At 70.3% G+C, this 18,451-nt stretch carries 18 protein-coding genes; 12 read left to right on the forward strand and 6 right to left on the reverse strand.

All coding sequences use genetic code 11. The features are described from left to right. Positions 1 to 21 precede the first annotated feature (21 nt). The 6 genes from ACFPIJ_RS22680 to ACFPIJ_RS22705 all read left to right on the forward strand — a co-directional run bounded on the left by ACFPIJ_RS22680 (position 22) and on the right by ACFPIJ_RS22705 (position 5,776). Positions 22 to 972 carry a GlxA family transcriptional regulator gene (locus ACFPIJ_RS22680; RefSeq protein WP_380117177.1) on the forward strand — a complete coding sequence of 317 codons (951 nt, stop codon included), beginning with the start codon at positions 22 to 24 and terminating at the stop codon, positions 970 to 972. 152 nt (positions 973 to 1,124) lie between these two features. After that, positions 1,125 to 2,012: a glycoside hydrolase family 88 protein gene (locus ACFPIJ_RS22685; protein ID WP_380117178.1), complete on the forward strand. Its 888-nt coding sequence runs from the start codon at positions 1,125 to 1,127 to the stop codon at positions 2,010 to 2,012. After that, the gene (locus ACFPIJ_RS22690; protein ID WP_380117179.1) at positions 2,009 to 3,202 is read left to right on the forward strand and encodes a mandelate racemase/muconate lactonizing enzyme family protein; all 1,194 of its coding nucleotides are present in this window, start codon (positions 2,009 to 2,011) and stop codon (positions 3,200 to 3,202) included. Before ACFPIJ_RS22685 ends, ACFPIJ_RS22690 begins: the two co-directional genes overlap by 4 nt. A gap of 176 nt (positions 3,203 to 3,378) precedes the next feature. Further along, complete coding sequence (locus tag ACFPIJ_RS22695) at positions 3,379 to 3,816, forward strand: SRPBCC domain-containing protein (RefSeq protein WP_380117180.1); 438 nt, start codon at positions 3,379 to 3,381, stop codon at positions 3,814 to 3,816. After that, the gene (locus ACFPIJ_RS22700) at positions 3,813 to 4,133 is read left to right on the forward strand and encodes an ArsR/SmtB family transcription factor (protein WP_380117181.1); all 321 of its coding nucleotides are present in this window, start codon (positions 3,813 to 3,815) and stop codon (positions 4,131 to 4,133) included. Before ACFPIJ_RS22695 ends, ACFPIJ_RS22700 begins: the two co-directional genes overlap by 4 nt. Before the next feature lie 245 nt (positions 4,134 to 4,378). Next, positions 4,379 to 5,776, forward strand: coding sequence for an MFS transporter (locus tag ACFPIJ_RS22705; protein WP_380117182.1), 1,398 nt, complete (start codon positions 4,379 to 4,381; stop codon positions 5,774 to 5,776). Between the two features lie 66 nt (positions 5,777 to 5,842). Here ACFPIJ_RS22705 and ACFPIJ_RS22710 read toward each other — a convergent pair whose 3' ends face one another. After that, positions 5,843 to 6,445, reverse strand: coding sequence for a TetR/AcrR family transcriptional regulator (locus tag ACFPIJ_RS22710; RefSeq protein WP_380117183.1), 603 nt, complete (start codon positions 6,443 to 6,445; stop codon positions 5,843 to 5,845). 63 nt (positions 6,446 to 6,508) lie between these two features. Between ACFPIJ_RS22710 and ACFPIJ_RS22715 the strand changes: the two genes are divergently transcribed. The 3 genes from ACFPIJ_RS22715 (at position 6,509) to ACFPIJ_RS22725 (ending at position 9,462) form a co-directional block, all read left to right on the forward strand. Beyond that, the gene (locus ACFPIJ_RS22715) at positions 6,509 to 6,940 is read left to right on the forward strand and encodes a VOC family protein (RefSeq protein ID WP_380117184.1); all 432 of its coding nucleotides are present in this window, start codon (positions 6,509 to 6,511) and stop codon (positions 6,938 to 6,940) included. Beyond that, positions 6,937 to 7,938, forward strand: a complete 1,002-nt coding sequence (locus tag ACFPIJ_RS22720) for an aldo/keto reductase (protein WP_380117185.1) — start codon at positions 6,937 to 6,939, stop codon at positions 7,936 to 7,938. The genes ACFPIJ_RS22715 and ACFPIJ_RS22720 overlap by 4 nt, the downstream gene beginning before the upstream one ends. Positions 7,939 to 8,034: 96 nt before the next feature. Beyond that, entirely contained in the window at positions 8,035 to 9,462 is a 1,428-nt protein-coding gene (locus tag ACFPIJ_RS22725) for a Fic family protein (RefSeq protein ID WP_380117186.1), read from the forward strand. 13 nt (positions 9,463 to 9,475) lie between these two features. Here the strand turns inward: ACFPIJ_RS22725 and ACFPIJ_RS22730 are convergent, their stop codons facing one another. After that, positions 9,476 to 10,006, reverse strand: coding sequence for an SMI1/KNR4 family protein (locus tag ACFPIJ_RS22730; RefSeq protein WP_380117187.1), 531 nt, complete (start codon positions 10,004 to 10,006; stop codon positions 9,476 to 9,478). A 75-nt stretch (positions 10,007 to 10,081) separates the two neighbouring features. On the opposite strand from ACFPIJ_RS22730, the gene ACFPIJ_RS22735 reads away from it, so the two are divergent. Further along, complete coding sequence (locus ACFPIJ_RS22735; RefSeq protein ID WP_380117188.1) at positions 10,082 to 11,332, forward strand: MFS transporter; 1,251 nt, start codon at positions 10,082 to 10,084, stop codon at positions 11,330 to 11,332. A 128-nt stretch (positions 11,333 to 11,460) separates the two neighbouring features. Here the strand turns inward: ACFPIJ_RS22735 and ACFPIJ_RS22740 are convergent, their stop codons facing one another. Beyond that, on the reverse strand, positions 11,461 to 14,478 hold the full coding sequence (locus ACFPIJ_RS22740) for a hypothetical protein (RefSeq protein ID WP_380117189.1): 3,018 nt from the start codon (positions 14,476 to 14,478) through the stop codon (positions 11,461 to 11,463). A gap of 230 nt (positions 14,479 to 14,708) precedes the next feature. Here ACFPIJ_RS22740 and ACFPIJ_RS22745 point away from each other — a divergent pair, with 230 nt between their 5' ends. Both ACFPIJ_RS22745 and ACFPIJ_RS22750 read left to right on the forward strand, forming a co-directional pair. Next, positions 14,709 to 15,599: a polysaccharide deacetylase family protein gene (locus ACFPIJ_RS22745; protein ID WP_380117190.1), complete on the forward strand. Its 891-nt coding sequence runs from the start codon at positions 14,709 to 14,711 to the stop codon at positions 15,597 to 15,599. 28 nt (positions 15,600 to 15,627) lie between these two features. Next, on the forward strand, positions 15,628 to 16,485 hold the full coding sequence (locus ACFPIJ_RS22750; RefSeq protein ID WP_380117191.1) for an SDR family oxidoreductase: 858 nt from the start codon (positions 15,628 to 15,630) through the stop codon (positions 16,483 to 16,485). A 13-nt stretch (positions 16,486 to 16,498) separates the two neighbouring features. Here the strand turns inward: ACFPIJ_RS22750 and ACFPIJ_RS22755 are convergent, their stop codons facing one another. The 3 genes from ACFPIJ_RS22755 to ACFPIJ_RS22765 all read right to left on the reverse strand — a co-directional run bounded on the left by ACFPIJ_RS22755 (position 16,499) and on the right by ACFPIJ_RS22765 (position 18,346). Continuing rightward, positions 16,499 to 16,786, reverse strand: coding sequence for a hypothetical protein (locus tag ACFPIJ_RS22755; protein ID WP_380117192.1), 288 nt, complete (start codon positions 16,784 to 16,786; stop codon positions 16,499 to 16,501). 222 nt (positions 16,787 to 17,008) lie between these two features. Beyond that, the gene (locus ACFPIJ_RS22760) at positions 17,009 to 17,587 is read right to left on the reverse strand and encodes an ATP-binding protein (RefSeq protein ID WP_380117193.1); all 579 of its coding nucleotides are present in this window, start codon (positions 17,585 to 17,587) and stop codon (positions 17,009 to 17,011) included. Positions 17,588 to 17,863: 276 nt separating this feature from the next. Further along, the gene (locus tag ACFPIJ_RS22765) at positions 17,864 to 18,346 is read right to left on the reverse strand and encodes a DUF7919 family protein (protein WP_380117194.1); all 483 of its coding nucleotides are present in this window, start codon (positions 18,344 to 18,346) and stop codon (positions 17,864 to 17,866) included. Positions 18,347 to 18,451 lie beyond the last annotated feature (105 nt).

Genomic DNA, 18,451 nt, shown 5'->3' on the forward strand with positions numbered 1-18,451 from the left:
GAATACCCCAAGGATCGAGCCATGCGTCGAATCGCCGTCATCGCCGTGCCTCCCGTTACCACGTTCGACCTGGCCATCCCCGAGGTTGTGTTCCCTGCGGTGCGCGTGGACGGCCGTCCGGGTTACGAGGTGACGGTCTGCACGCCGGAACCGGGAGTGGTGCCCGGTTACAACGGCCTCGCCGTCGTGATCCCGAACGGGCTCGACGTCGTCGAGGACGCCGACACCCTGATCGTCACCGGGACCGGAGCCCGCGAGGCGGCCGATCCGCGGGTACTGGACGCCCTGCGTCGCGCGGCCGGCCGGGGAAAGCGGATCGCTTCGATCTGCACCGGAGCCTTCGTCCTCGCTCAGGCCGGGCTGCTCGACGGGCGCCCGGCGACCACGTACTGGCTGTTCACCCAGGAGATGCGTGATCGGTTCCCCGCTGTCGACCTGCAACCCGACGTGCTGTTCGTCGACGATGGCGCGATCCTCACCTCGGCCGGACTCGCCGCAGGACTCGACCTGTGCCTGCACATGATCCGCATCGACTACGGCGCGGTGGCCGCCAACGCGGTGGCCCGACTCGCCGTCGTCGCGCCGGTGCGTCCGGGCGGCCAGGCGCAGTTCATCCAGACGCCGTTGCCGCCGGAGAGCGGTACTGGGTTGGCCGAGACCCGGGCGTGGGCGTTGGAGCGCCTCGGCGAACCACTCACGCTCGCCGACCTCGCAGCCCACGCCCGTGCCAGCACTCGAACCCTGACCCGTCGGTTCCGCGAAGAGACGGGACTCAGCCCGCTGCAGTGGCTCCTGCACCAGCGCGTCGATCGGGCCTGCGAACTCCTGGAAGCGACCGACCTGCCGATCGAACAGGTGGCACGGCGCAGCGGCCTCGGCACCGCGGAATCCCTGCGACAGCACCTGATGAGACGCAACGGTGTGACACCCACGGCCTACCGGACCGCATTCACCCGGCTCAGCTCGTCGTGATGCCGCCCGGGAGGGCCTGCGGCGGGCGCCGACCTTCTCGCGATTGCTTCGGCCGCTGATTCCCGCTACGTTCGATCATGCGCAAGACGATTGCGGCATGAGGGTGGTGCTTGCAGCATATGCAAGGCGATTGCAGAGAGTTGATCGAGGCGGTGGCGGGGCGCGCGCTCGCATACCCGTACGTGGCCTGGGGCTTCGGCGAGGGCATGGCGTTGCTGGGCGTGCTGCGCGCCGCCGAACAGCTGGGCCAGCCGACCTGGATCGACGCCGTCGCTGACCTGCTCGCCCCGAGCCTGGCCGGCCCCCCTCGACCGACCGACCACCTCATCGCGGTCGACGTCCTGGTCGAGCTGCGGCGACTGCGACCCGCGATCGCCACCGACGAAGCGCTCCGGCGATTCCAGGCGGCGGTCCTCGGCGCGAGCCGACCGGTTGCGGACCGGCCGCCGGTCCACCGGCCGGACCTGCCCCACCTGGCCACCATGATCTGGGTCGACTGCCTGCACACCGACGGCCCGGGCCTGGTCGCAACCGGCCACCCGGCAGCCGCGGCGGCCCTGGTCGAGGAGGCCGCCGCCGTGCTGCAGGACGCATCCGGCCTGTTCAGCCACGGCTACGACACCGCCACCGCGGCACCCAACGGCGTGCACTGGGGCCGCGGACAAGGCTGGGCACTGCACGGGCTCCTCGCCGCCGGACTACGACCCAGGGCCACGCAACTGCTGACCGCACTCGCAGCACACGAACAGGACGGCAGCTGGCGAACCATTGTCGACGATCCGGCCGCGCCGATCGAACACAGCGTCAGCGCCCTGATCGCCGCAGACACCCTGCGCGACGCCGACTGGGCAGCCATGGGACGCCGCGCACTGGACGCGGCAGTCGCCGCGCTCGACGCGGACGGTGGCCTGCCGGTGTCATCGGCGACACCCGTCGGGCCGCCCGCCACCTACCTCGACCGCCAGACCGGCACCTACCCCTGGGGCCAGGGACCACTGCTGCTCGCACTGCTGTCCGCTCGCCAGGAAGAGAAGCCATGAAGATCGAATCCGTCGAACCGATCGTGCTGCGGGTCCAGCCCGCCGAAACCTACTGGGGCGCCCGGACCTGGAGCGCCGACCAGGGCACGGAACTGGGCGAATACCCGGTCACGGCACGCCGCCGGTACGCGTACTCGAACACCGTCGACACCGTCCTCGTCCGCGTGGTCACCTCCGACGGCGTCGTCGGATGGGGCGAATGCAAGGCACCGGTCGCCGCGCCGGCCACCGCGGCCCTCGTCACCGAGCTGCTCACCCCCATGATCGTCGGCAGCCGGCTCGACGAGATCGCGGTCAGCTGGGAGCGGATGTACGCCGCCATGCGCGTACGCGGCCACGACAGCGGCTTCTGGCTGGAAGCCCTGTCCGGCGTCGACATCGCACTGTGGGACGCGTGGGCCCGAACCTTGCAACAGCCGATCCACGCGCTGCTCGGCGGCGCGTTCCGCGGCAGCGTCCCGGTGTACGCGTCCGGCATCCCCGCCGGCGCCGACACCGACCGGGTCCGCGCAGAGGCCGAACGGCTCGTGGCCGCCGGGTACACCGCCATCAAGGTCGCCATCGGCACCGACCCGGCCTGCGACGTCGCCTCGGTCGCCGCCGTCACCGACGTCGTCGGCCCGACCGGCCGGGTCTTCGCCGACGCGGCCGGCCAGTATGACCTGCGCCAAGCGCTGCGGGTCGGCCGGGCCCTCGGAGAACTCGGCATCGGCTTCTTCGAGATGCCGATCCCACCCGAGGACATCGACGGCTACCGCGACCTGGCGCAACGACTGGACACCCCGCTGGCCCTGGACTCCCTCGCCACCCGGCACCGGGCCCTGGACTTCCTCCGGCTCGGCGCGCTGCACGTGCTGCAACCCGACGTGTGCCGGGCCGGCGGCATCACCGGCGTCACCCGCATCGCCGCACTCGCCGACGCGTTCGGCGCGATGGCGACGCCCCACGTCAGCATCGGATCGGCGGTGCACTTCGCCGCCAGCCTGCAGTGCGCCGCGGCCATGCCCAATTTCGACATCTGCGAGTACTGGATCGGCAACAACCCACTCGGCCGGCCCGTTGCCCCGGACCTCGAGGTCCCGGTCGCTGGTCAATGGCTGGTGAGCCCGGGTCCCGGCCTTGGCATCACCGTCGACGAACCCGCGGTGCGCATCCTCGCCGAGCAGGCCCGGCAAACGCGGCCATCCTGATCGAGGGCGCTCGACACCGCCGGCGTACCGGCCGCCATCGTCGACGCCATCGTCCTCGGTGGACTGTGGACGCTCCGCGGCATCCTGATCAGGCCAACTGCCCCGACATGCAACTTGCGGGTTGCAGTTCGGGAGGCCATGTGCAACTGTTGAGTTGCTCATGAAGGGGGCCACACGTGAATGACCGTATCGAGCGCTCCGTGCTCATCAACGCACCGTTGAACCGGGTCTGGGACCTGGTGACCGATCCAGGATGGTGGGTGCCGAGCCAGATCCAGACCCCGAATGACCGAACGTCGGGGACGATCGTGGTTCGTGAATCCGAGCAGTGGGGGCGGTTCCCGGTGCAGGTGGTACGTGTCGATCCGAAGACGTACGCCGCATTCCGATGGGCCAGCACCAGCCCGGGCAGCGATCTCACCGACGACAACACGACACTGGTCGAATTCCACCTGGTTGACGAAGCCGCCGCCGTCAAGGTGACCGTGGTCGAGACCGGATTTGCCGCATTGCCCATTTCCGACGAGGTGCGCAGCAAAGGTTTCGAAGGAAACACGCAGGGCTGGGGCGAGATGATGGACACCCTGCGCGACCGGGCGCAGCAGCCAGGATGACCGGCCCGGTCGACGTCGACCGGGTGCTGGTCGCGCTGGCCGATCCGACCCGGCGCCGGGTGCTCGAGCTCGTCGGGCGCTCGCCCACCACCGCCAGCATGTTGGCCCGCGAACTGCCGGTGTCCCGCCAGGGCATCCTCAAGCACCTCGGCGTCTTGCAGGACGCCGGCCTCGTGTCCGGCGTACGGACCGGTCGCGAGGTGCGCTACCAGGTGCAACCCGAGTCGCTGGTCGCCACCGCGTCCTGGATGACCACCCTCGCCTCCACCTGGGACGAGCGCCTGGCTCTCCTCAAACGTCAGGCCGAACAGCACTGACATTCCAGTCGCAGCAGCCCCGCCGTCTCGGCCCGGGCAGCCGCTGCGACGCCAGTCCCTGGCAGTCGGCAGGGATCGCCGCACCTGCGTTCGTGTTCCGCCCGAACGCGGGTGCCTCCCATCAGTCACGAACCGGCGCTGAGCGCACTGCGGGCCGTCGTTGCCGCTGTCCATTGTGGAAGCGGGAGGGACGGGCCGCGTCGAGCCGTGCCCCAGGCCCGATCCAACCGAGGAAGGAACCTTTCTTGCCCACCAACACCGCCTCGCCGCCCGATCTCGACATCAGGCGCCGTTGGATCCTGTTCGTTCTGCTCGGCGCTGGGTTCATGTTGTCCGTCGACTTCTCGATCCTCAACGTCGCACTACCCGAGGTTGGCGCCGGCGTCGGGCTGGGGCTGACCGGGCTTCCCTGGATCACCGCCGCGTACGCGCTGCCCGCGGCCGGCTTCACCCTGCTGTTCGGCCGGATGGCGGATCTTTTCGGCCGCCGCAGACTGTTCCTTTCCGGCCTTGTCCTGCTGACCGGGTCCTCCCTGCTCGGCGGCTTCGCATCCAACCCGGAGATGCTCCTGGCCGCCCGGGCGCTGCAGGGCTTCGCCACCGCGATGACGATCCCGGCAGCGTTGTCATTGCTCACCACCACGTTCGCGGAGGGCGCGGTGCGGAACCGGATCCTCGGGCTCAACGGCGCGCTGCTCTCCGGCGGCTTCACCGTCGGCGCGCTGGTCGGCGGCACCCTGGTCGGTCTGCTGAACTGGCGGGCCGCGTTCTTCATCAACGTCCCGGTCGCCGTGGTCATGCTGGTGCTCACCCCGTTGCTGATCCGCGAGAGCAGCGTGCCCGGCCGGGTGAAGCTGGACCTGCCCGGAGCGGTGACCGGGACCGCCGGTCTGCTGACGGTGATCTATGCGGTCATCGAGAAGCACGCCCCTTCGGCCGTCGCCGGTATCGTGCTTCTGGCCGCGTTCTGGGTGATCGAGCTGCGTTCGACCGTGCCGCTGGCACCCGTGCGCATTCTCAGGAAAGCCACGGTGAAGTGGGGTAACTACGCGGGGTTCGTGGTGTTCACCATGGAGACCGCCATGATCTTTCTGACGACGCTCTACCTGCAGAAGGTCCTGGGCCTCACCCCGATGATCACCGGCTTGATCTTCGGGATCCCCGGCCTGGCAGCCGTCGTGGCAGGCGTGCTGGCCGGACGCCTCATCGGACGCTTTGGCAGCCGCAAGGTCCTTGTCGTGGGCATGACTGTGCAGGGGCTCGCGACCTTCCCGCTGGTGTTCCTCGGCGCCGACCGGCTGGCGCTTGCGATCCTGATCCCAGCGCTGTTCATCGGGTTCTTCGGTCACGTCACGTCGATCGTGGCGTACACCGTGACCGGAACCTCCGGCCTGGCGAACGAGGAACAGGGCCTGGCCACGGGCCTGACCTCGATGACCCAGCAAGTGGCGATCACCGTCGGGATTCCGGTCCTGAGCTCGGTTGCCGCGACGCAAAGCGCGGAGCTGCCGGGCATCCACCTCGCTCTGGGCGTGGACGTGGCCGTGACGCTCGTCAGCGCGGCGGTCATCTGGTTCGGCCTGCGCCCCAGCGACGAACACCGGACATCGCTGGCAGCTGTAGCCGTCGCAGCGCGGGACTGAGCCAGGACTCCGGCGGCCACGTCCGTTGGCCGCCGGCCCCTGCAGCGTAAACCTGGCGAGGTACCACTAGGCGTACAGCGTCGACACCCAGATGTGGGTGAGCGTGTCGACCAGGACGGTGCGGTCGTCGAACGGCGGCACTGCGCAGGCCGCCAGGTAGTACAGCCGCTCGCCGGTCCAGGTGAGCGATGCGGCGAGGGCCGGTGCGTCGACGCCGGCGAGCCGGGCCGTCACCGCTGGGTCGGCCTCGATGCGGGCGAGCGCCGCCTCCGTGAACGTGGCCATCTGGGCCAGCCAGAGCTCCCGCAGCTGCGGGTCGGAGGCCCAGCTCTCCACAATCGCACGCAGCACCGGCGCGTTCGCGAGCCACAGTCCGGCGCCTGCGTCGACGCCGAGCCGCAGTGCCTCGCGCGCATCGACCTCTCCGCGGACCCATGGCTGCGCGGCCTCGTGGCCGGAGCTCACCGCGCGCCGCACGAGTTCGGCCAGCGCCGCCTGTTTGCCCGGGAAGTAGAAGTAGAAGCTCGCCCGTGAGACTCCGGCCGCGGCGATGATCTCGGCCACGCTCAGCGTGTCGAACGTGCGCTCACCCAGCAGGTCGCGCAGCGCGCCGAGGATGCGTTCGCGCAGCTCGGTGGGGTGCTGGTTGGGTTCGTCGCGACGCGGCATGTGACGCAGCGTACCGCACGTGCCGTCTGGACACTGTGACCAGACGCTGTGTATGGTCGCGGCATGACGCAGATCGCCATCCATCTGGTAGTCGCCGACCCCGAGGCCGCGGCCGCCTGGTACACCGAAGTGCTGGGTGCGCAGGAGACCGGCCGCCTCCCGCTGCCCGACGGTCGGCCGCTCACGATCAACCTGCGCGTCGGCGACACCGAGCTCGCCATCGCCGGGGAGCAGCCGGCGCGCAACCTGCGCACGCCGGCGTCGCTGGGTGGCACGCCGGCCGCGTTCCACCTCCCGGTGCCCGATGTCGACGCGGTCTGGGACCGGGCGATCGCCTCCGGCGCCACCGCGTTCGAGCCGCCGCACGACGCGTTCTGGGGCGACCGCACCGCGCAGTTCCTCGACCCCTCCGGTCATCGGTGGGCGGTCAACCGGCACCTGCGCGACGTCTCCGCCGACGAGCTCGCCGCGTTCGTCGCGAAGGCATTCGCATGAGGTACACAACCTTCGGCCGGACCGGCCTGCGCGTGTCCGAACTGGTCCTCGGCGCGATGACGTTCGGCGAGCAGGGCGGGGTCGGCGCACCCCCGGCGGAATGCCGGCGCATCCTCGATGTCTACGCAGAGGCGGGCGGCAACGTCGTCGACACGGCGATCAACTACCGGGGCGGCGCCAGCGAGGAGATCCTCGGCGAGGTGCTGGCCGGCCGCCGCGACCGTTTCGTGGTCGCGTCCAAGTACACGGTGACGCGCGACGCGACCGACCCCAACGGCGGCGGCAACCACCGCAAGAATCTGCGCCTGTCCCTGGAGACCAGCCTGCGCCGGCTGCGCACCGACCACCTCGACATCTACTGGGTGCACATCTGGGACCGGCACACCCCGATCGAGGAGACGATGCGGGCCCTCGACGACGCGGTCGCCGCCGGCAAGGTGCTCTACGTCGGCGTCTCCGACACGCCCGCATGGGTCGTGTCCCGCGGCAACACGCTTGCCGAGTGGCGCGGCTGGACCCCGTTCGCCGGTCTGCAGGTGCCGTACAGCCTCGTCAACCGCGACGCCGAGCGGGAACTGCTGCCGATGGCCGGCGCCTACGGCCTCACCGTCACCGCGTGGAGCCCGCTGGGCGGCGGTGTCCTGTCCGGCAAGTACACCGGCGACGGCGGCGCACCGACGCGGCTCAGCCGCGATTCGATCAGCGAGCGCGACCTCAACATCGCTGAGGCCGTGCAAAAGGTCGCCGGTGAACTCGGCGCCACCCCGGCGCAGGTGGCGCTCGCGTGGGTGCGCCAGCACAGCGGCGTGCTACCGATGATCGGCGCGCGCACCGTCGAGCAACTGCGCGAGAACCTGGGCTGTCTCGACGTGACCCTGCCGCCGGAGGCCGCCGCACGACTGGAAACGGCGACCGGCTTCAGTCTCGGCTTCCCGGCCGATTTCATCGCGCAGACGTCGTCGTGGGTGCTCGGGTCCCACGACCTCATGTCGCCGTAGATCAGCAACGACTGCGGGTGCCGCCGTACTGCGGGGATGAACGCCTTGAGGGAATCGGGTATCCCCGTCTCGGGCGCCGTGGCACGATGGCCGGCGATGGAGATCGATTTCGAAGGTCTGCGGCGGCGGTTCGAATCCCTCACCTGGGCTGACGTCGACCCCGCTCGGCACCCGTTCGACCCGGACGCCGTGCACGACCTCGTGCGGGCGCTGGCCCCGGCGGGCGGCGTGCCGACGCCGTACCGGTACGACCCGGTCCGTGGCTACGACCCCGTCGCGGCCGACGCGCGCTGGGCCTGGCAGTGGGCGATGGGGGAGGCCCTCCTCGAAAACTACGGTCCCTGGGCGCTCGGCTGGACCTCCCAGATGGGCGGTCACACGCCCGACGGTGCGCTGATCGTCCGGTGGAACGGCGCCCAGGACTCGATCACGACGCCCGATGCGACGCTCGACGCCGTCGCCGGGGCGCTGCTGGACTGGCGGAGGTTCCTCGAGGACCTGGTCGGGATCTTCGCGCGGCACCTGCCGCTGCCCACCGAGCCCCACGCGGCCTTCGCCGCCTGGGAGGCCACCGCCGCTGCCCTGGTCGCGACGGTGGCGGCACGCTCCGGCGCCGACGAGCACTGGTACCCGGTGTGCACCCTGGCCTTGAAGTGGTTCCTGGACGTCGCCGAGGTCCCGGGAGACGACCACGACGCACTCGTCGACGCCACGATCGGCGGGCAGTTCTCCAGCTCCGTCTCCCCGCAAGGCGTCGAGGTGGCCGACGGGGCGGAGTCGCTGGCGGCCGCCCTCACCGGCATCACGCCGCGGCCGGACGACGCGTGGCCCGACACCTGGCCGCAGGACTGGCCGAGCCTGCGCAGCACGGAGATCCCCACCGCCGCCCGGCAGGCGCGGCCGGGCGTACCGCCGGCGACGGTCCCCGACTTCCTCGCGGCGTGGCGGCAGGTCCGGCAGGCGGCCCGCTGGGCGGACGTTGCCGGGCACGTCGACGGCCCGGCCCGCACCGCGCGTGATGGCATCGCCGAGGTCCTCGCGAAGCGGAAGTACGACGCCGGCCGCGCCCTCGCCGCGCTGGGACTGGTCCGGGCCGACGCGGCCGAGGACGGCCCGCTCACGTTCGCGCGCCTCGCGACGTGGCAACGGGAGGTGCTCGGCGTCACCGCCGCGCCGTTCCGCACGACGTCCGCCTGGGCGAGGGGCGGCAGGGAGCGGTACGCCTATGACGCCGAACTCCCCTCGGCGTTCGAGGCGTGCCTGGCCGAGTCCACCGACCCGGCCGTACCGTTGCCGTCCCGGGCCGCGCGGGTGTACCTCGACGTGCTGTTCTTCCACCCGTTCGCCGACGGCAACGCACGCTCGGCGGCGCTCGCGCTGTACTTCGTGCTCGCCCGCGACGGCGTGGTCCTGGACCGGGCCGCGCCACTGCTGATGACCCGCTGGCCGGCGACCGACCCCCGCGGCGCCGAAGGAGTGGCCCGCTTCGTCGCCACCCTCATCGAACGGACCCGCGACCGTTAGTTGGCCTCGGGCTTCACTGATTGCGGCGTTCCAGCGCCCGATCGGTGGAGCTCTTCAGCCCGTACTCGGCGACGAACTCCAGGAAGTCCGCGGCCACGAGCTCCCGGTCGTAGTCGTCGTGGAAGTGGAACCAGACCTGTTCGTGGCAGCGCCCATCGGTCACCGGGAAGCCCCAGTAGTCGCCGGTGCCCACCGCGGCGACGGCGACGAAATCGCGGTCGGGGAACTCCAGATCGTTCTCCGACCGGACGCCGAGGCGCGTTTCCGGCCCATCAGGGTCGACGGGGAAGAACAGTTCGAGGTAGCCGAACACGCCGCCGCCGTACCGCATCATGAAGGCCTTGTACCGCTCCGGAAAGGTCACGCCCATCCGGTCCTCGACGCGCGCGATCTCGTCCGGCGTACAGGTGCGCCCTTCGACCAACGCGAAGCCGTGCCGCGCTACCGATTCGGCCGACTTCCGCCGCAACGGCTCGGCCAGGGCGTCGAACGCTGCGAGATCCACCGGACCACCGTAGCGCCGGCCGGCGAAGAGCTCGGCCATAAATGTACATCTTACCCATCGACATAGTAGGTTTCTACGGCGGCGCACGTGCGTGGGAGCCGATGGGGGTGGCGGGTGCTGAGGTCGCTGGTTGACGTTCGTCCACTCCGGGAAACCGCCGCCTTCCGCAGGCTGTGGCTCGGGTCGACCGCATCGAGTCTGGGCAGCCACTTCACGTCCTTCGCCGTCGTCTACTACCTGTGGACGCAGACGCACAACCCGGCAATCGTCGGGCTGGTCGGGTTGTTCGCGGCGGTACCACTGATCTCCATCGCCCTGCTCGGGAGTGCCGTCATCGATCACATCGACCGCCGGCGCCTTGCCCTGCTCGTGACATCCGGTCAGGCCGTCACGAGCGCGTTGATGGTGCTCGTCGCGGCGACCGCCGGCCGGGACGGGGTGTGGGTGATGCTCGCGCTCACCGCGGTCGCCTCCGCGTGCTCCGGTCTCGGGAGCCCGGTGCTGCGCAGCATCGTGCCGGGGTTGCTGCCTCCGGAGCGGCTGGCCGCCGGGTTGGCCCTGAACCAGCTCTCCTTCCAGGTGACGCTGCTCGCCGGGCCGGTGCTGGCGGGTGCGGTGACCGCGGTATGGGGCATCACGTGGTGCTTCGTGATCGACGTGGCGAGCTTCCTCGTCGCGCTGCTCGGCATCGCCGGCCTGCCAGCCGCCGGCAAGGTGGCAACGGCGACGAGCCGGCCCGGGATCGCTGCGATCGGGGAAGGGCTGCGGTTCGTCGTGGGCACCCCGGTCGTGCGGGGTGCGCTGCTCGCCGACCTGGCCGCCACGGTGCTGGCGATGCCGATGGCGCTGTTCCCGGTCATCAACGACGAGCGGTTCGGCGGCTCACCGCAGGTGCTGGGGTTGCTGACCGCGGCGGTCGCCGTCGGCGGGGTGGCCGCCTCGGCGTTCTCCGGGGTCGTGACGAGGTTCGACCGGCCGGGTCTCGCCCTGCTGGCCTGCGGTGTGACCTGGGCGGTGGCGCTGGCGATCGCCGGGGCGGCACCGCAGTTGCTGATCGTGCTGGTGGCGCTCGGGGTGGCCGGCGGCGCCGACACCTGGGCGGTGGTGTGCCGCGGCACCGTGGTGCAGTCCGCGACGCCGGAGTCGCACCGGGGCCGGATCTCCGCGGTCGAGCACGTGGTCGGCGTGGCCGGACCACAGCTCGGCGGGGCCCGCGCCGGTCTGCTGGCCGCCGGGACCTCGGGCGGCGCGGCGCTGGTCATCGGCGGGCTGACCAGTCTCGCCGCCGTCGCGCTGATCGCCACCGTGACGCCACAACTCTGGGCGGCGCAGGCAACCACCGACGAGCCCGAACATGTCGACTGAGACCCTGCTGGGTGATGCCACGCCATCACCCAGCCTTCACCGGACGACTTCTTCGACCCGGACCGATCGGGTGAAGCTCGGCCAGTGACACGTGGGCCGCGGCGGTCAGACCGCCGCGGCCCACGCTGTCAGCTCGAGGTCACCGCGAATCCGTCCAGCACCGCGTACGTGCCCGACAGTTTGGTGACGACGATGGTGTGGGTGCCGGCGCTGAGTCCGGTTCTGGTGTAGACGGCGACGTTGGCGTGGCGTACGCCGTCGGCGGGGACGGTGTTGACGGTTTGTTGGGTGCCGCCGTCGATGGTGATGCCGAGGTTGCCCTGGTCGGTGTTCTGTTCGCCGTAGACGGTGATGCCGGTGCCGGTGAACGTCAGGGTGGCGGTGGATCCGTTGGTGGTGGCGTAGTGGATGTCGCCGTTGAGGTCGCCGAAGGTCCGGCCGGACTGCAGGGTGAAGCCGCTGTACGCGATCCGGCTGTCGGTGTCATCGAGGCGGGTCGTGGAAGGGCCCGTGTTCAGGACCGCGAACCCGTCGAGCACCGCGTAACTACCGGACAGCTTGGTGACCACGATGGTGTGCGTGCCGGCGCTGAGCCCGGTTCTGCTGAACACGGCGACGTTGGCGTGGCGTACGCCGTCAGCCGGCACGGTGTTGACGGTTTGTTGGGTGCCGCCGTCGATGGTGATGCCGAGGTTGCCCTGGTCGGTGTTCTGTTCGCCGTAGACGGTGATGCCGGTGCCGGTGAACGTCAGGGTGGCGGTGGATCCGTTGGTGGTGGCGTAGTGGATGTCGCCGTTGAGGTCGCCGAAGGTCCGGCCGGACTGCAGGGTGAAGCCGCTGTACGCGATCCGGCTGTCGGTGTTGTCGATGCGGCCGGGGGTGACCGGTCCGCCGCCGTCGCCGACGCGGATGTCGGACGCTGTGGTCCCGGCTGGGATCGGCACGACCAGGAACCCACCGGAGACGAACTGGACCCCGGTTACCAGCACGTTCTTGACGTACACCGGCGTCGTGGCGGTGAAGCCGTGCCCGCCGACCAGCACCTGGGTGCCGCTCGTGGGGGAGATGTACCGGACCTGCGGCGCACCAGCGTTCGGCTGCGAGACATACGCCGAGGTCAGCCCCACCGCCGCGAGGATGCTCGCCGGGATGTGCGAAGGGCCGGGTGTCGCCGGGATCGAGACGTTGCCGGAGGCGTTCGAGTCGACCGGTTGCGCGCAGGGGTACGACTGGGTGCCGGCGGAGAAGTGGTTGTTGCGGATCCAGAAGTGCCCGGTGGGGCTGCAGCCGCCCTGTGCCGAGCCGCCGGCGCTGAAGGCGGCGTTGCCTTCCCAGTTGATCCATTCGGCGCCGGCGTCGTCGTAGTAGGTGAAGTTGGTGTTGCGGCCGTTGAAGGCGACGTTGCCCTTCACCTGCAGACCCTTCGCGAGGGTCGCGACGGGGTCGATGGTGCCGTCGGACTTGGTGACGTAGCCGGCCTGGTGGCCTTCGACGTAGATCGCGCCGCCGTCGCTGCGTACCGACATGTAGTCGTGGAAGAGGTTGTTGCTGATGGTGTTGCTCTCGTTGATGTTCGTGGAGTTCTGCGGCGTGCTCGCCTGATCCACGTGGCCCTGGATGACGCCGGCGGTGATCGCGGTGTACGGCAGGTCGTACAGCACGTTGTTGGTGATCCTCGTGCCGCGGGAGAACAGCAGCGTGATGCCGCACGCGGAGGAGTAGTCGGTACCGATGTGATGGATGACGTTGTCGGACACGGTGGTGTTCGTCAGGATCTCGTTGAGGCCGATGCTGTCACCGCTGACCGCCGCGGGATCGGGCGTGCAGTGGTCCTTGATGCCCTGCGCCTCGGCAGCGTTGGTCGGGGTCGGGTCGTAGGTGCAGCCCAGCAGCAGCGCCGTGGAGGAGATGTCGGTGAACTCGTTGCCCTGGATGAGGGTGTTGCGGGCGCCGTACATGACGCTGAGCCCGGCGCCGCCGAGGTTGACGAACCGGTTGCCGGCCAGGGTGAGGTTGGTGGTGGCGGTGAACGCGACGTTGGCGAGGGGCTGGGTCAGCGCGCCCCACGGGCAGCTGCCGGCCGGGTTCGAGAAGGTGCACATGCCCTGGTTGCGGCCTTCGGTGATGCGCAGGTTGCTCTGCACGTCGGAAAATCCGCGGGACGGGTCGTTCCAGGTCGCGTAGGAGAACTGCAGACCCGCGAACGTGACGTCGTGCAGCGGGTTGGCGAGCGTGCCCGAACCCTGGAGCAGCGACTCGAGGCGGGGGAGCTCCACGGCGAGGTTCTGCATCTGCTGCCAGGATTCGGGCTGGTAGTACAGCCGGTTCGCGTCCAGGAACCACTCGCCGGGGCTCAGCAGCGCCCTGGCGTTGTCGATCCGGGCTGGCTTGGTGTTCACCGACATGGACGGCAGTCCGCCGCTGCCCTGGCTGAACGCGGCCCGGTTGGTGACGTTCGTCCAGCAGGGCTGCGCCATCGTCAGTGTCGCCGTGCCCGCCGCGTAGCTCGCGACCGGGCACCGCGACTCGGTCCACGGACCGTTGCCACCGGGATAGTCGAACTCCACCTTCGCCACCTCGGCCGCCGTACGCGCGCCGAACCAGGCCTTCGCGTTGGCGTCGCCGTTGATGCCGTACCCGGACGACGACCCGGTCCAGGTGCCGTTCCAGCCGAGGTCGGACAGCGACGCGCCGGCGACCGGCGCTTTCTTGCCGTCGACGTACACCTGCCGGGTCTGACTGCCCGCCGGCACCGGCGCGGACCAGACGCCGCTGGTGCCTTCCTGCGTCCAGCCGGTCACCCGGGTCGCGCCGGAGATCACCGGCACCGCGCCGGGCGCGGCGCGCCACACCACGGGATGCCCGGCGCTGCCGGAGTCGGCGGCGGTGAACTTCCACGTGCTCGACAGCCGGTACGTGCCGTCGGCGAGCAGCACCTGCACGTCGGCGCCGGGGTCAGCGGCGAGTTTGGCGCGCACCGCGCCCTGCGCGCCGGCGAGGGAGCACGGGGCTGCCTGCGTGCACGTCGACCCGGTTCCGGCCGGCGACGCGTAGAAGGTTGCCGGGGTCGCCGCGGACGCCTGCGGAATGAAGAGGACCGGTGTTGTTGCGATGACCCCGGCGAGCAGCAGTCTGAGTCGGATCATGGTTGTCCTTTCGGCGGGACCGCTTCCCGTGTGGCGGGCGGGCATACATAGGATGTATTGCGATCACTGGACGCGCCGATTCGTCAGCAACCTGGTATAGGATCGAGGTCCATGGTGGCAGCCACGGCTACTTGGAGCGAAAGATAGGATGATACTCCGTCGATGTCAATACATCGACATGCGTGCCGCTCCTTAAGAAATGGACTGGACGCGGCTTCCACACTGACGGAGTGGACTTCGCATCCCCGCCGGCCGAGCCCCCGGCGTCCCCGGCTCGCTCCGGCGAGCTGCTGGGCTACCCCGCCGACGCCCGGGTGGTCATCATCAACCTCGACGACTTCGGGATGTACCACGCGATCAACGCCGCCGTCATCGCCTCGATCGAGGCAGGAATCGCCAGTTCCTGCAGCCTGATGGTGCCGTGCCCGGGCGCGCAGGACGCCATGCGGCTGCTGCGCGGCAAGCCGGAGATCCCCTTCGGGATCCATCTGACCCTGGTCTGCGACACGACCCACGACCGGTGGGGGCCGCTGACCGGGAAGGAAAAGGTGCCCTCGCTGCTCGATGCGGCGGGGGAGCTGTACCCGCCGGCGCAGCGTCCCGAGCTGCTTGCCCGCGCCCGTCTGGACGAGGTGGAGCTCGAGTTCCGAGCCCAGATCGACGCGGTGATCGATGCCGGACTGGCACCGACCCACCTGGACTGGCACTGCCTGGCCGACGGCGGCCGTGACGACATCTTCGACCTGTCCGTCGGGCTGGCCGAGGAGCACGGGCTGGCGGTGCGGGCCTGGCTCGACCCGGCCCGCCGGAAGCTGCGACACCGCGGCCTGCCGGTCGTCGACCACGACTTCCTGGACAGCTTCAGCCTGGACCTGGACGGCAAGGCGGCCCGGTATGCGCAGCTGCTCCGCGACCTGCCGGCCGGTCTGAGCGAGTGGGCGGTGCATCCCGGCCTCGGCACCGAGGAGGCGCAGGCGGTCGACCCTGACGGCTGGCGCGTGCGGCAGACCGACTACGAGTTCCTGACCTCGCCGGAGGCCCGCGATATCCTCCAGCAGGAGGGGATCGTGGTGACCGACCACCGGAGCATCCAGCAGGCTTGGCTGGCGCGCTTGACTTGAACCTCGGTTCATATTTGAAGCTCAGCTCATGACAGCCACCGGCAAGGTTCTCGTTCTCGGAGCGACAGGCAACATCGGGCGGAACGTCGTCGCCGGCCTACATGCCCGCGACGTCGCTGTGCGCGCGATGTCCCGCTCGGCGGCGGCGGGCGGGCTGCCCGGCGGCGTCGAACCGGTCGCGGGTGACCTCACCGACCCCGGCGCTCTGCACGGTGCCCTCGCCGGCGTCGATCGCGTGTTCCTGCTGTGGCCGTTCCTGTCGGCGGAAGGGGCGCCCGCCGTGGTCGAGGCGATCGCCGGTCAGGCCCGCCGGGTCGTGTACGTGTCGGCGATGAGCGTCCGCGACGACCTCCCGCTCGCGGGCAACGGCGTCTGGGCGCACGTCGAGGCCGCGATCCGCAACACCGGCCTCGACTGGACGTTCCTGCGCCCGAGCGGGTTCGCGACGAACACCCTGCAATGGGCGGCCGCGGTGCGCGCCGGCCAGCCGGTCCGCATCCCGTACCCGGGCGCGGCCAGGTCACTGATCCACGAACGGGACATCGCCGACGTCGCCGTGCGGGCGCTGACCGCGGACGGGCACTCCGGGCAGACGTATGTGCTCACCGGACCGGCGGCACTGACCCAGGCCGAACAGGTGCGCATCATCGGCGAGGTCGCCGGCCGGCCGGCGCGGGTGGAGGGCATCAGCCCGGAGGAGGCCCGCATCGGGATGCTCAGCTGGGCGGACCCCGACTTCGCGGACAGCGCGTTGGCCTACTGGGCCTCGCTGGTGCAGACGCCGGAGCCGGTGACCGGCACCGTCGAGCAGATCACCGGCGCGCCGGCCCGCACCTTCGAGCAATGGGCCCGCGACCACGCCGACGACTTCCGTCCACTCTCGTAGGTCGCTGTGCGTTTCAGCTGCGCCAGCGGTAAACCTGTGCCTTCTCGTCGTTTCGACCGGCCTCGACCAGCCGCCCGGCTCGTTCTCGTAGTGTCGTGATGTCGGTGTTCCGGCGATGCCGGGCGGCCCAGATGTCGGCCTCGAGCGCGATCGCGGTGCGTTCCCATTCGCGTTCCGGGCCGAAGAGGTCACAGTCCAGCGCGTTGCAACTGGCGCGGCAGGCCTCGCGGTTCAACGCCTGTCGTGCCAGGCCGCTGAAACCGACGATGGCGCACCAGGGCGGCTCCCCGAGGTCGATCACCGTCGGGCTCGGTTCGCCGGCCTCGGGCAGACCGAGCGCCGGCAGCAGTTCGAACGGCAGCTCGTGGGCCCACCGAAAAGAGGTATAGGCCGCGATGGCCCGGACCTGCTCCGGGACGGCCGTCAGCCCGGCGGCACGGGCCCACTGTTCGAGATCGGCGGCGACAGCCTCCGCCGTACGTCAACCCCCACCGGGTTGCCGTCCGGACGACCGTGTCGAGGCTCAGTCGACGTCTGCGGCCTGGCCGCGGCGCCGGTCGATGACGGTCACCTCGACGTCGTTCGGCAGCGGACGGTGTCCGAAGGGGTCGGACAGCAGTTCAGCCGGATCGAGGGGCAGTTTCGCACCGGGACCGAGGTACGCGCCGTCAAGGTGAGCGAGGATCTGCGTGCCGTGTTCCTCGGTTTCTTCGAGGACCTGCAGTTGCGGGGGTGGAAACTGCCAGGCCGCCCACTGCCGGTAGTGCCGCCCGTCCCGCCAGACATCGGCGACAACCGCCGTGCACAGGGCCGTCACCATGCCCAGACCCGTTCCTGCCGGGGGTGTCCCGTGACCGGCGAACATTTCGGTCAACGCCTCGGCCACCCATGGCTCCCGGGCCGGCCGGATCCGATCCACGGCAAGACCCGCACCGTTGTCCCGCACAGAGAACACCAGATCCGACTCGATCACCACATCGACCCGCGACACCAGCCCCTGAGGATCGTCGGCGGCCAGGTGGACCGCCGAACGCAGCACCGCTCCTGGCAATGCCGGGTCGTGCCGATCGACCCCGAAGTACATCAGCGGACGGCGACGCACGGCCATCAACGACGGCCACACAGTGATGCCATGGGCCGTCGACCGACGTCCGTCAGGGTCATGGTCTGGCGTGCGGGCCGGGCCCGGGACGGGGCCGTTCATGCGAGGACGACGGGGTTGCCGTGGAGGTTGCCGTCACCGCAGGGCCAAGGTCCGTGGCCGAGGTGGGCAAGGCCGGTGTTGCGGAAGATGAGCAGCTCCTCGTCCAGGCTGAAGAGGACCCGGCCGCTTCGAGCAGCAGGATCGTACTGACGCCGGCTCCCCGGCGCTGCGGTGCTACCAGACACTGCGCTGCGCATCGGGCGGGATCCAGGGGCTCGGCTCGGTGGCCCAGCCGGCGTCGTAGCGCCGCACCGCTTCGACGAACTCCACCGGCGGCCGGTAGTCGTGCGCAGTGACGTAATGCCAGACCAGTGCCGGCGCCGCGAACATGACGTCCGGCCGGGCCGGGACCCTGATTTCGTAGTACGCCAGCCAGTCCCGGCCCGGCCGCGGATCGGCGATCGTGTTCGCGTCCGGCGGGCAGAACTCGCAGCCGTGGAGGCCGCGGTACTTGTTGACGGGTGGGTGGCCGATGACGTCGAGCAACGCGCCGGCGAACCAGTCCGGGACCGGACCCCTGTCGAACGGCTGCGACGCGTCCAGCCAGCCGACGTTGAGCCGCTCGTACCGCGGACGGTAGCGCAGATCGCGCCGTCCGTGCCCGACGGTTTCGTGGTCGGAGTATGTGTAGGGCGTCAGGTCCGCGAAGTAGGCCACGGGGCAAAATACAGCGTCAGGTGCGGAGGCGGCCGACGAGATCGCTCCGGCGGGTCGAGACCTGTTCGTCGGTCAGGTCCGACGATTGGCCGGATCAGATCCGAT

It is taken from the genome of Dactylosporangium cerinum, from assembly GCF_042653625.1.
Lineage (GTDB): Bacteria > Actinomycetota > Actinomycetes > Mycobacteriales > Micromonosporaceae > Dactylosporangium > Dactylosporangium cerinum.

Coding starts and splice junctions, on each gene's coding strand:
- ACFPIJ_RS22750 (WP_380117191.1), top strand. CDS start 15,628: ATGACAGCCACCGGCAAGGTTCTCGTTCTCGGAGCGACAGGCAACATC.
- ACFPIJ_RS22725 (WP_380117186.1), top strand. CDS start 8,035: ATGGAGATCGATTTCGAAGGTCTGCGGCGGCGGTTCGAATCCCTCACC.
- ACFPIJ_RS22720 (WP_380117185.1), top strand. CDS start 6,937: ATGAGGTACACAACCTTCGGCCGGACCGGCCTGCGCGTGTCCGAACTG.
- ACFPIJ_RS22700 (WP_380117181.1), top strand. CDS start 3,813: ATGACCGGCCCGGTCGACGTCGACCGGGTGCTGGTCGCGCTGGCCGAT.
- ACFPIJ_RS22740 (WP_380117189.1), bottom strand. CDS start 14,478: ATGATCCGACTCAGACTGCTGCTCGCCGGGGTCATCGCAACAACACCG.
- ACFPIJ_RS22710 (WP_380117183.1), bottom strand. CDS start 6,445: ATGCCGCGTCGCGACGAACCCAACCAGCACCCCACCGAGCTGCGCGAA.
- ACFPIJ_RS22730 (WP_380117187.1), bottom strand. CDS start 10,006: ATGGCCGAGCTCTTCGCCGGCCGGCGCTACGGTGGTCCGGTGGATCTC.
- ACFPIJ_RS22715 (WP_380117184.1), top strand. CDS start 6,509: ATGACGCAGATCGCCATCCATCTGGTAGTCGCCGACCCCGAGGCCGCG.
- ACFPIJ_RS22680 (WP_380117177.1), top strand. CDS start 22: ATGCGTCGAATCGCCGTCATCGCCGTGCCTCCCGTTACCACGTTCGAC.
- ACFPIJ_RS22690 (WP_380117179.1), top strand. CDS start 2,009: ATGAAGATCGAATCCGTCGAACCGATCGTGCTGCGGGTCCAGCCCGCC.